Here is a 12,663-nt window from a genome sequence, read left to right as displayed (position 1 = left end):
GTATACTCTTTCATTTCAGGATAATCATCTTCATTGTCATCCTTATCTTCTTCAGTATTCTCTTCCTCATTAGTTAACTCGTCCAAACTAGGTATATCATCCAAATCTTCTACAGTGTCGTCTATATTATTGTCATCATCCTTATTTTCTTCATCATCCAATATATTATCACTATCTAATAATTCATCGTCAGTATACTCTTTCATTTCAGGATAATCATCTTTACTATCATCTTTGTCTTCTTCAGTATTCTCTTCCTCATTAGTTAACTCGTCCAAACTAGGTATATCATCAGTGTCATCTATATTATTGTCATCATCCTTATTTTCTTCATCATCCAATATATTATCACTATCTAATAATTCATCATCCGTATACTCTTTCATTTCAGGATAATCATCTTCATTACCATCTTTGTCTTCTTCATTATTATCCTCTTTATCAATTATATCATCTAAATTAGGTACATCTTCCTCATCTTCTAATATATTATCAGTATCTAATAATTCATCATCCGTATACTCTTTCATTTCAGGATAATCGTCTTCATTGTCATCTTTAGGCTCTTCAGTATTATCCTCTTCATCAAGTATATCATCTAAAGTAGGAACATCTTCTAATTCATCATTTTCCTGATTATCATCAATATTTTCTTCCTCTAGTACATCATCCAAAGTAGGTATATCATCTAATTCTGGCTTCTCATCTTCTTCCAAAATAGAATCTAAACTAGGTATTTCATTTTTTTCATCTTCGCCTAAAGAATATACATCATCAAAATTATCTAATTTTAATGTTTCATCATCATCATCAACTTTTATATCTTCAACTTCATCTATTTTAGGTAAATCAACTTTGCTTTGTTTTGTTATTCTATTTCTATCTGTATTATTTAAATATTTTATACTATCATCATCCAATGTATCTATATCATAGTCATCAATATCAAAATTTTCATCATCATTAACTATATTATTATCATAATCATTTTCAATAGGTCCTTCATCATATATATCTTCATCATCCTCTTCTTCACTATTTTCACTAATATTTTCTTTAACAGCATTTTTTTCAAGTAAAGATGTTGTTATTAAAAATAATAATGATAAAGATAATAATCCAAGTATAGCATATTTTAAATATTTTTGTATTGCAGGTACATTTAATTCTAGTAATCCAATACTAAAATTGTCTATATCTTTAACTTTACTTGAATAAAATGTAAATGAACTGCTGTCAGAATCTATAGTTCCAGAACCGCCTTCATTGCTGCTCATATATTGAGATAAAGCATCTCTCGATATGCTATTAATATCTATAGATGGATTATAATAAACAACCCCATTAGGCAATACTACGAAATTGAGATTATATGAGGTATTTTCAAATATTTTTTTAAATACACTCGCTACAATATAACCAACTTCTATGCCTCTGTTGTTTTTTATAGGTTTAATAAAATAAACACCATCATAATCTTTATCAAAAAATGCTTTTACATTAGAATTTCTCTGATTATCTAAATTTACAGGTTTAGTTTTTGCAGGCGAAGAAAATACCGATTTACCATCTGCCAAATATAATGCTACTGTATCAAAAGGGTAGTTTCCGCTTCTGAATATTGATATGATTCTATCTCTTTCTCCTTCATCAATACCGTTTAATACAACATTTTGCAAGAAATTAATAAACGGATAACTTTCAACTATTTTATTTAATCTGTTATCATAATCATTAACAAGACTAACTATACTGTTTTGACATATCAATGCATTCCTATCTAATTTCTTTGTATCTACATCAAAAGCATCCTTTTTAAGTCCGAATACAAATGTTATAAATAGGGCAAGTACTATTATATTTATTAAAATAGATATATATTCAAAGATAGATATCTTATTATGTTTATTCAACATATAAATCCCCTCAGCATCAATATGAAATTATTTTTTTGTTATACTATTTCTAGCATCCTCTTCTGCCTTGTTTATTATAGAAGACAGCATTTTATCAAAAGCAGCAAATACATCATCTGTTCTTGAATTAGTTGTTTTTTCTTCTTTATCAGATTTTGAATCTATATTATCAACAGCTTTATTATATGAATTTAATATATCCTTGCTAATAGTATTAGAATCACTTTTTATATAGCTGTCAGTTTTTTTATTAAACAAGTTTCTAGCATATTCTTTATTTTTTTCTTCTTCTTTTTCTTTATGAGATGATAATAAGTTTTCTTTTACTATCTTTTTCTTGAATATATCTTCTTCATTAATTTTTCTATATTCAGAATTATTTTCTATTTTAGGAAGAATAATGTTATTAATAGAGTTATTTTCAGGTATTATTTCATTATTAGATAATACTTCCTCTTTTTCATTTTCTACTATAATAGTATCATCTTTATGAGCTTCCATGCTTTCTTCTCTAAGTTTACTTGAAATACTGCTGAATATGTTTTCTACTTCTTTTTCTATATCATCTTCCTTTTTATCATAATAAGATGACGGTATATATTTATCATAATCAGTATCATATTTATCTTCATATTCTGATACTATGATTTCTTCTTCATTATTAAGTTTGTTTACTTCTTCATTATCAATTTCATTTTCTACTTCTTCTAGTATATTTGGAGTTTCTATTTCTTTATTTATTAATTCTTCATTTATTATTTCTTCTTTATCCTCTTTATTTTCTTTTACTATTTCTTCTGATTTTTCTATTTCATTTACATCATCTTCTTTGTTGTTTTCTTTTTTCAAATCTTCTTTTGTTATAGAAAATCTATTTTTACAGTTATTTATCTCTTCTTTAATATTTGCTACTATATTTAATATATCTTTACCAATATTGAATTCTCCATCTTTATTTTCTTTATCATTCTTTTTCAAATACTCTTCAGGTATATTGTAATGAACTTTTTGTATCATAGGAGGCATTTCTTCATGAGTATTGGAAACAGGCAATACCGTATTTACTATATTTTCACTTATTAATTCATCATTGCCTTTAATACTTTCAACATAATCCCTATTAGTTTTAATCTGCATAAGATATTTGAAGAAAGTTATTATTCCCTTTATTATTAATTGACAAATCAATATCAATAAAGCTGTTATAGCTAAAACTATAAGTTCAAAATAGTTAGGATATTCTTTTGTTATCATAGATACAGAAAGAGAATCATTAACTACAAAGCTAGGCTGTTTTTTATAATATGCATATCTGTTAATAACGCTTGAAACTTTCTCTATATTATTTCCTATAGGTTCTTTAACATTATAAACAGAGTTTCTTGAATCGCTTACAAATAAACTTTTGTCAGCAACCTGATAATACATAGCTATATCAGATACATAAGAGTAATCATTTCTAGTTGTAACTATCATTTCTCCATTATCATTTTTTATGTACTCCATTATATAAAATGCATTTTCATTGCTTGCATTTAATACTAATGAACCTTTTTCTTTTATTTCTCTTATTAAATTATTTTGAAGTTCTAAAGGCCATGACTTATTTCTTGATAAATACAAATTAAGCATCATTTTACCGTCCATATCAAAAACGGTCATTCCTTTTAAATAAGGATTTTCAACAGTCATTCTATAATAATCATTTTTATATTTTTCCAACTGAGCTTTAGTAGGTGATTTATTTGGGTCATAATTTTTTAAAGTATCAGATGTTTGATACATATTATATCCTACATAATCGGATATTGACTGAGTTATCAAATTTACTTGATACTGAGATACGCTGTTTCTTTTTATTTTCATACCTACAGCTATTTTATCTATTCTTTGCATCATCATATCTAAATAATCATTTATAAATGAAGAGGCAGCACTATTTTTAGGCAGTATTGTATCGCTTGCTGCTCTTGCAAACATGGCAACTATAAATATTATTAAAAATGATATTGTTAGACTTAATATAGTTTTGATTATTTTTTGATTTCTGTTATCATTCATAATGTTTAGCCTTTAAATCTAAAAAATTGTTATATTTTTAAGAAAAAATCATAAAAAACTATTATTAGTTATCGGCTAAAAGCAATTTTACTTGAAAGGTTTATTTTATTATAAGACCTCCGCTGAGCCGTATGCGACATAAATGCGCCTGACTTTTCGCGTCAGGTGGGTTCCTCAGAAACATGACCTTGATTTCTCAAAACCGTATCGCGATACCGGCGAGCCTATCATTAATGCTTCGCTCCAGATCCCTCATGCATTAATTTATACTGGCGCAAGAATGTACAATCGCTTGACGAGAACAGCAGAGTTGTTTAACTATAAATTTATTTTTATTATTTGTCAATACTGCTTGACAAAGAAATTATAGAAAAATATAATATATGTGAATGATAGAGTAGGCGAATACACTAATTAAGGTTTAAATTATGATTAAAAATATAATATCTGATATAGGGAATGTTTTATATGAATTTATTGTTGAAGATTTTTTAAATGATTATGTGGATGAAGAAGACAGAGAAAGTTTTTTTAATAATACATTTAACAGCAAAGATTGGATACTTATGGATAAAGGTGTTGTGAGCTTTGAAGATTCTAGAAAGCATTTTATTGAGGTATGCGGAAATAAGTATAAGGATACTGTAAATAAAATATTTGATACATCATTAACAGTATGTCTTAACAAAGATAACAATAATATAGAATTACTTAAAGATTATCATGCTAAAGGATACAATATATATTATCTTTCTAATATGCCTATTGAAACATTTGAATTATTAAGAAAGGAAACAGATTTTTTTGATTCGGTTTGTATAGGAGGAATAATATCAGCTGATATAAAAATGGTTAAGCCTGATAAAGAAATATTTGAATATTTCTTAAATAAATTTGATGTTAATGCTGATGAATGTTTATTTATAGATGATAATATTAAAAATGTTAATTCTGCCATAGAAATGGGTATTAAATCTGTTCATCTAAAAAATATAGATGATATGTATGATGTTTTAAAAGATGAATTGAAATAGTTTATGGGTTTTATTAAAAAAAGATACGAAAAGATTAAAAATAGATATGGTATAGTAGTTCCTAGTCTTATAGCTATATCTACTATAGTTAATTTGATAGCATCTATATGGGTTAGCAGTTTTATATATGAACCTAATATAGTGAATCCTTTTTATGTTTTTGCTGTATTATTTTTCCCTTTTACAAGCATTATAGTAGGTGTTATTATTATAATTAAATTTATAGTTGATGCTATAATGAAAAAGGAAGGATCACATTTAAAAATAGTTATCGTTTTTATTATGGGGCTTATGACTGTAGTTCCTAGTATGTTTGTAAGTAAGATATCTACATACATAATTAAAAGCAATTTAGATTTGTTTTTGGACAAAAATATTAATGCATCTATATCATATTTAATAGATATATCAAATAACGATATAATTAATAAGCAGAATTATATGCTTGATGTTATTTCAAATGTAGGCAGTAAATATTTTGATAATTTATATAATATTTTATTAAATGATTCAAATTATGGTAGAGTATCCAGCTTTATAGATAGATCTGAATATTTTAATAATATAGTTTTTTTATCAAATTCTTATAACGGCAATAACATTATTTTCTTTAATTCTGGAGATTATATACTAGTTGATATTAATTATAAATTAGATAATAAGGAAATAATATTCTTAAATAGTGAATATAATGGATTATTTTATGTTAATGCTATTATACCTTTACAAATAGAAGATAATTATGTTATATGGTCGGAGGTTATGCCTAAAAATTACATAGAAATTAGAAGCAATGCTTTAGAGGCATTTAGGCTTTATAATTCTGTTAATATGTTTACTAATGAGTTTTCTATGATATTGAATCTTTTATATGTATTTATATTAGGGATATCAACTTTCTTTTCTATAATATTTGGTATAGCAATATCAAGGCTTATTACAAGACCTATAAGTTTGATACTTGATGCTACAAATTCAATAACCAATGCTGATTTTAATATAGATATGAAGCTGGGCGGTGTGCATGATATGAGAAATTTAATACATAGATTTAATGTTATGGCAAGGGCTTTGAAGTATCACAGAGATAGAGAAAACACAAGGGCTAGACTTGAAACTTGGAGAGAGGCTGCTATAAAGGTTGCACATGAAATAAAAAATCCTCTTATGCCTATTATTATGAATGCTGAACTTATTGATAGGCGAATTTCCAGTAATATGTCTGATAAGGATATAGAAAAAGTAAAGAAATCAACTTCAATAATAGTTAAAAATGCAAATGTTATATCTGTTTTAATAAAATCTTTTTCTGAGTTTTCTTTTGCTATAAAACTTTCTGAGGATAAGCAGTCAATTAATGGCGTTATTTTGGAGGTTGTGGATTCTTTTAAAAACACACCTAATATTCAGTTTAATGTTGTTTTAAGCAGGCATGATCATTTTATTAATATGGATAGAGAAAAATTTGCTATGGCTTTTAGGAATTTATTGAAAAATGCTGTAGAGGCTATGGAAAATTCCAGCAGTTCAATAATATACATTTCTTCCTACCATGAAATAATAGATTTAAATGAATTTTTTATTATAAGTATCACTGATACAGGAGTAGGTATAGATAAAAATAATCTCCATAAAATATTTGAACCTTATTTTACATCTAAAGAAAAAGGCACAGGAATAGGTCTTGCTACTGTAGAAAAAATAATATCGGAACATAACGGAACAATAGATGTTGAGTCTATAGTTGGAGAAGGTACTACATTTTTTATAAAATTTATGGTATAGGTTACAGTGCTTCTATTTTGCTTACTAATTTATTTATATGAGATGGATATTTCATACATATTATATTTAGTCTTTTAGCTTCTTTTTCTAAATTTTTATTTATATTTTCGCATAGAAAGAAGATAGTAAATTCATCAAAATTAGGCAGTTTTTTTAATTCATTAATAAACTCTATTACATTAATCCAAACCAAATTAGGATTAAAAACTAATATGCGTATGCTATATTTGTAAATTTTACTCATTAATTCGTATAAATTTTCAGCTATAAATACTTCTATGGATGAACTTTCTAATGCAGCTTTCACTTTATTAGATCTATTATTGTCATCATCTATTATTATGGCTGAGTTATTCATAAGGCACACTCATTTATGTAAATTAATGTGCCGAGAGAGGGACTCGAACCCTCACTGAGTTGCCTCAGGCAGATTTTGAGTCTGCTGCGTCTACCAATTTCGCCATCTCGGCAATTAAAAATATACTTTTTAATTGCTTAGATTATAAATTATACTTAATAAAAATCAAGTATTATGTTCTATATTTTTTCTTTTTTTGTAGTTATATGTTTTATTTATTGTAAAATATGATAAAATAAGCACATAAAGAGGGTTTCTTATGAAGATTACATTAGATATGTCTATATCAAAGCTGCTTGACGCTTTTGACAGAGAATTCGGTATATCGCTTGGAATATATAAAGGTGCTCATAAATCTGATAATATTAAACTATTTGAGATTGCAGATCCAAGAAAAAATCAAAAGGCTTTCATTGTTATAAATAAAGATACCAGTGTTGAAAGTGCTGAGGCTATGTTTAGAAATACTTTCGGTATAAGAGTTCAAGTCAAGGATAAAAATGGAAATACTGTAAGTCAGGAAAGTACATTGGGAGGAATTAGAAAACTTGATAAGGGCTTCGTTGATGATAATGAAAATATTAATTTAACAGATGACGAAAACTCAGAAGAAGAAAATAACGGCAATGAAGATGAGAAAGTCAAGAAAAAGAAAAAATCATATTTTTTAAAACCTAAGGTGGTTAAACATACTGTAGAAGATAAAATAAAAGAGATAGATAAACTTTATCTTGGATTTCAGAGATCTGAGAGGTACAAATCTATGGTTAATCTTTTATCATGTATGGAAGAGGCTAGATTAGTATACCCTGATTCTAAAGAGCTTATTGATCATATAGAAGATATAAAAAATAAATCTCTTAATATATCAAATTTAAGTATAAAGAAAAGAAAATTTGCTATACTTGTTTTAATTATAGTAACATCTGTTCTTTCTGTTGTTGGGATAGGTATATGGGGGTATAATTTGTATAATAAAATTAAAAAAGACAAAGAGGTTGACAGTATAATTAAAGAAATAGATAATTTGAGAATGAGAAAAGGCTCTTTAATGGAAAGCGGCAACATATCTGAGGCTAATGCCATAGATGAAAGTATAAATTCAAAATCTGAAAGGCTAAATACCATTCAAAGCGATACCAGTATGTCCGTAGCTAATTATTTTATAATGATTGCTTTTTTTATGGCTGTTATAGTTGCTGTGTTTATATTGCGGCTTAATAAATATAATATAACATCAATGCGTTTTAGCAAAAATACATGATTATATATTAAACTTGCTTCAAAAGTGCTTGACAAGATTATATATAAAATTTTTATAAATTATAAAAGTAGTGTTTTATATGTTGTATAATTTGTTATTTTAATATATAAATATACAGTTCTTCTCTGCTGCGGAATGATGCAGAGTACATAATTAATAAATAAAATTAGTTTTGAAACAAGTATATTTTTTTATTTTTATTTGATATTTTTTAACTGTAAATTATTATATTTACAATATAGGGTTAATTAGATATATAATTTTACTTGATAATATATCACTATATGATATTATATACTTTAATATAATAATTTATTTTTTGAGGATATTATAGATGGCAAAAATTACAATACCATTAAGCGAAGTTAAAGAAGGAATGAAAGTAGCTAGCAATATATATAACAGTGATGATAAGAGAATTGTTGATATTGGTACTGTAATTACGAAAGATATAATAGAAACATTAAAAAGAAATTCTATTACAACTATAAGCGTAATGGAGCTTTTGAATCTTAAGAAGGAAAATACTGTAAATACATCTGGGGATGGAAGCAAAGCTGTTATAAGAGGTGTTGTAGAAGAAAATGGTAAGAAAATATTAAAAATAGACAGTCAGGAGGTTGCAAAAAGTAAAGAAGCTGCTGTAGAAAAAACAAAATCATTATATGAATCTGTAAAAAATGGTTCTACTATAGATTTTGATGCTATGAAGAAAGAAGTTAATAGTATGCTTACCTCTGTTCTTGATAATAAGGATGCCCATTCTTATCTTTCTATGCTTAAACGTAAGGATGAAACCATGTATAAACATGCAGTTGATGTAGCTACATTATCTGCAATTACGGCTGGAGAGCTAAATCTTACAAAGGTTGATATGGCTAATATTATGCTTGGTGCTTTAGTGCATGATATAGGAAAGGTGCTTATTCAGGAAAATATATTAACAAAAGAGAATCTTACAAAAGAGGAAGAAGCAGTATTAAAAAAACATCCTACTCAAGGATATAAATTGGTAAAAAGAGATAATCTAGATGATAATATAGCAGATATTGTATTAGAACACCATGAAAAATATGATGGTACAGGATATCCTTTTCAAAAGGATAATAAAGATATAAGTTTATACAGTAAAATAGTAGCAGTTTGTAATACATTTAATAATTTAATAACTAAAGGAGAGCGAGGCATACCTTATACCCCTGATAAAGCTGTTAAAGTAATAATATCTCTTGCCAAAAAGGATTTTGATACGGATGTTGTTAAGGCTTTTCAAAAGGCTGTAGGTTTTTATCCTAATAATACCAGAGTTAAACTTTCTGACGGAAGTATAGCTAGGGTTATAGAACAGAATCCTAATTTGCCTTTAAGACCTGTGCTTTCTATAGTTAAGCATCTTGATGGTACTGTAAGCGATGGAATAGAGGTAGTGGACTTATCAACTTCAAGCGATCTATTTATAAAAGAAATAATGTGATATTAATATTTAAGTTTTTGCTTTTTACTTAGCAGTTTTATCAAATATTTAAGCTCATATTTAGAGTAGAAGTCTTTAACCATTGTTACACCTCTTTTATTAAAGAATGAAAAATAATTGTATTTTTCTAATGTGTATATAAGTTTTTTAAAATGCTCTTCTTCCAGCCTGAATGCTTCAGATACTTCTTTTAAGGAGTAGAGTTTATCTTCATCTTTAAAATATTTATTTAAAAAATTATTTGATTTTTTTGTTATTACAATATTATTAATTATAATTTTTATTATAAAGATTAATACAAAAATTAATATAAAATATTGTACAATTTTAGGCACTTATCAACTTATTTTTTAATTAGACTGATTAAATAATATTAAATTCATAAATATTTCCCCAAGCTCTGTTTTATAGTTGACGGATAATATTTTATCATTTTCTTTTTCAAGCATAGACATTTGTTCGCTCATTAATATAGCAGGCGGAGTCATATCCAAGTCTATATGTTTAGTAGACAGGTCATTAATCGCACTTCCAGCAACCATATTTACAAATTCTTTTATTGTTGCTATAAATATATCATCTATTGTAGTTATAGATTCCATATTAAGAGCAGAAGCCAATTTGAAAGCAGTAGCTTTGCTCATATTGAACATTAATCTTCCGCTTAAATCTCCTGTTATTCCAACAAAAACTATTACGCCGCCCACATGATTGGCATTTCTGTATATTCTTACATTACCTTTACCAACTTTAGAATTAAAGTAGCTTTTTAATATAATTACTGTACCTTTGCTGAAAGCATTTACTACATCTAAGTCAAACATATTTTAAACACCATATAATTTTATTTTTTCCATATTATCGGAAATAAATATAATATATTTAAATAGTATACTATTATTGGTAAATTATCAAGCAAAAAGTTAAAATTATTTACATAATATGGAGTATATGAATTTTATAATCTTGACGTTAAATAAAAAGAATGATATCATTAAACAAAATTGTATATAGTTATACAAATAAAAAACCGATAATTTTATGAGAGATAGAATATTTTGTTTATCTTTTATACTAATGATATTTTTATTGGGAATAATGATAAATGTTTTTCATAAGAATATTGAAGTAAATGATGAATTGATTAGTGTTACAGTAAAAGGAGCTGTTATTAGTCAAGGGGTATATTTTTGTAGATATGGTTCATCGGTGGCAGATGTTTTAGAGATGTGCGGAGGTATGTCAGAATTGGGCTTTTTACCTGATAATTTTGATTATAATACTCCAATAACAAATGATATAATTATTACCATACCTAAAAAATACTCTGATATAAGAAAAAATTATGAAGAGAATTAAATAGTGGAAAAAGAATTCGCCAGTATTTTTGATTACAATAAAGATGTCTCACTCAATGAGTATGATATAGATAAACTTATAGAAAGAGTTATAGAAGTAAGTGAAAATGATTTTCCTATAATATCTATTGGCAATACAGATAAAGACAGCCCTAAAATAAATGGAAAAATAACAACTAAAGAATATAGTAAAGAAGATTTTAATAAAGTTAAAAAAGAAGATGATAAAGATGCTTCATCAAGTATAGCTTATACAGCAGAAGAAACACAAAAATATAAGACTTTAGAAAGCAGTTTGAAATTGTCAGAGGATGATCTCGAGATAGCTGACAGTATTGATGATTTAAGTTTGGATAATATATCAATACTATTTCCTTCACGTTCTGATCAATATGGTACTGAAGATGAGGAAGAAGAGGACGATGAATTTATACCTTCAGAGGATATGCTGTCTTCTGAACAGTCTTATGTAGTTAATAATATATATTCAAAAGAGCAAAGTGAAATTCATAAATCAGCAGAAGAAAAATCAGGATTAAAAGAAGGAGAATTAGATTCTATTGAAAGTGTAGAAGACTTTAAATTGGAAGATAGTTCTGATGATGTTCTAGAAGATGATAAAGAAGAATCAGATTATTGGGAAATGAGAGAATATACCGATGAGGAACTTTTGGATATAAATAATATATTAGATGATGATGAAGAATATGAGGAAGATATTGATAATTTATCTAATATAAACAGTATGATAGAAGAAGGTATATTAGACTATGATGTAATAAATAATAATGATGTAGGAGAATATACTGGAGAGATAGAAGATAAAACTTATGATGATGATGATCTTTTATCTTTGGATGAGGATACTCTAAATAATATAGAAGAATATCTATCTAATATAGAAAAAAGTGAAGACAAAAAAGAAGCTTTATCTTTGGATGAAGCTATTTTAAATAGTATAAGAGAATCTGAAGAATTAAAACGTCAGGCTGAAATTTCAGAAAATATAAAAGAAGCAGAAGATAATGCTTCATCAGAAGTTGAAGCAGAACCAGTATCAGAAGAAAATGCTTTAATTGAAGAAAATAAATTACCATCAGAAGATAATGCTTCATCAGAAGTTCAGGAAGAATCAGTATCAGAAGAAAGTACTTTAACTGAAGAAGATAAATTACCATCAGAAGATAATGCTTCATCAGAAGTTCAGGAAAAATCAGTATCAGAAGAAAATGCTTTAATTGAAGAAAATAAATTACCATCAGAAGATAATGCTTCATCAGAAGTTCAGGAAGAATCAGTATCAGAAGAAAGTACTTTAACTGAAGAAGATAAATTACCATCAGAAGATAATGCTTCATCAGAAGTTCAGGAAAAATCAGTATCAGAAGAAAATACTTTAATTGAAGAAGATAA

Annotated in this window: 10 protein-coding genes, 1 tRNA gene and 1 pseudogene; 6 read left to right on the top strand and 6 right to left on the bottom strand. The window is 26.5% G+C overall.

What is annotated here, in order from left to right:
- Nucleotides 1-1,916 (bottom strand): annotated as a pseudogene (locus tag Q0J69_RS13820) (AAA family ATPase); the annotation flags it as partial.
- Between the two features lie 27 nt (nucleotides 1,917-1,943).
- On the bottom strand, nucleotides 1,944-3,977 hold the full coding sequence (locus tag Q0J69_RS13815) for a hypothetical protein (protein WP_297208493.1): 2,034 nt from the start codon (nucleotides 3,975-3,977) through the stop codon (nucleotides 1,944-1,946).
- Between the two features lie 428 nt (nucleotides 3,978-4,405).
- Between Q0J69_RS13815 and Q0J69_RS13810 the strand changes: the two genes are divergently transcribed.
- Nucleotides 4,406-5,011: an HAD family phosphatase gene (locus Q0J69_RS13810; protein ID WP_297208491.1), complete on the top strand. Its 606-nt coding sequence runs from the start codon at nucleotides 4,406-4,408 to the stop codon at nucleotides 5,009-5,011.
- Nucleotides 5,012-5,014: 3 nt separating this feature from the next.
- Entirely contained in the window at nucleotides 5,015-6,796 is a 1,782-nt protein-coding gene (locus Q0J69_RS13805) for an ATP-binding protein (protein ID WP_297208489.1), read from the top strand.
- A 1-nt stretch (nucleotide 6,797) separates the two neighbouring features.
- On the opposite strand, the gene Q0J69_RS13800 is transcribed toward Q0J69_RS13805, so the two are convergent.
- Nucleotides 6,798-7,154, bottom strand: a complete 357-nt coding sequence (locus Q0J69_RS13800) for a response regulator (RefSeq protein WP_297208487.1) — start codon at nucleotides 7,152-7,154, stop codon at nucleotides 6,798-6,800.
- A gap of 28 nt (nucleotides 7,155-7,182) precedes the next feature.
- Nucleotides 7,183-7,266 (bottom strand) — tRNA-Leu (locus Q0J69_RS13795).
- A gap of 147 nt (nucleotides 7,267-7,413) precedes the next feature.
- Between Q0J69_RS13795 and Q0J69_RS13790 the strand changes: the two genes are divergently transcribed.
- Nucleotides 7,414-8,418, top strand: coding sequence for a hypothetical protein (locus Q0J69_RS13790; protein WP_297208485.1), 1,005 nt, complete (start codon nucleotides 7,414-7,416; stop codon nucleotides 8,416-8,418).
- Between the two features lie 334 nt (nucleotides 8,419-8,752).
- On the top strand, nucleotides 8,753-9,892 hold the full coding sequence (locus Q0J69_RS13785) for an HD domain-containing phosphohydrolase (RefSeq protein WP_297208483.1): 1,140 nt from the start codon (nucleotides 8,753-8,755) through the stop codon (nucleotides 9,890-9,892).
- Between the two features lie 2 nt (nucleotides 9,893-9,894).
- Here the strand turns inward: Q0J69_RS13785 and Q0J69_RS13780 are convergent, their stop codons facing one another.
- Entirely contained in the window at nucleotides 9,895-10,227 is a 333-nt protein-coding gene (locus Q0J69_RS13780) for a hypothetical protein (RefSeq protein WP_297208481.1), read from the bottom strand.
- Between the two features lie 15 nt (nucleotides 10,228-10,242).
- Nucleotides 10,243-10,716, bottom strand: coding sequence for a chemotaxis protein CheX (locus tag Q0J69_RS13775; protein WP_297208479.1), 474 nt, complete (start codon nucleotides 10,714-10,716; stop codon nucleotides 10,243-10,245).
- A gap of 217 nt (nucleotides 10,717-10,933) precedes the next feature.
- Between Q0J69_RS13775 and Q0J69_RS13770 the strand changes: the two genes are divergently transcribed.
- Nucleotides 10,934-11,251: a hypothetical protein gene (locus Q0J69_RS13770; protein WP_297208477.1), complete on the top strand. Its 318-nt coding sequence runs from the start codon at nucleotides 10,934-10,936 to the stop codon at nucleotides 11,249-11,251.
- Nucleotides 11,252-11,254: 3 nt separating this feature from the next.
- The coding region (locus Q0J69_RS13765; RefSeq protein ID WP_297208474.1) for a hypothetical protein at nucleotides 11,255-12,663 on the top strand (1,409 nt) is incomplete at its 3' end.

The sequence above is a fragment of the uncultured Brachyspira sp. genome (assembly GCF_944388875.1).
Classification (GTDB): Bacteria; Spirochaetota; Brachyspiria; order Brachyspirales; family Brachyspiraceae; genus Brachyspira.
This window is presented reverse-complemented; position numbering and strand designations above follow the sequence as displayed.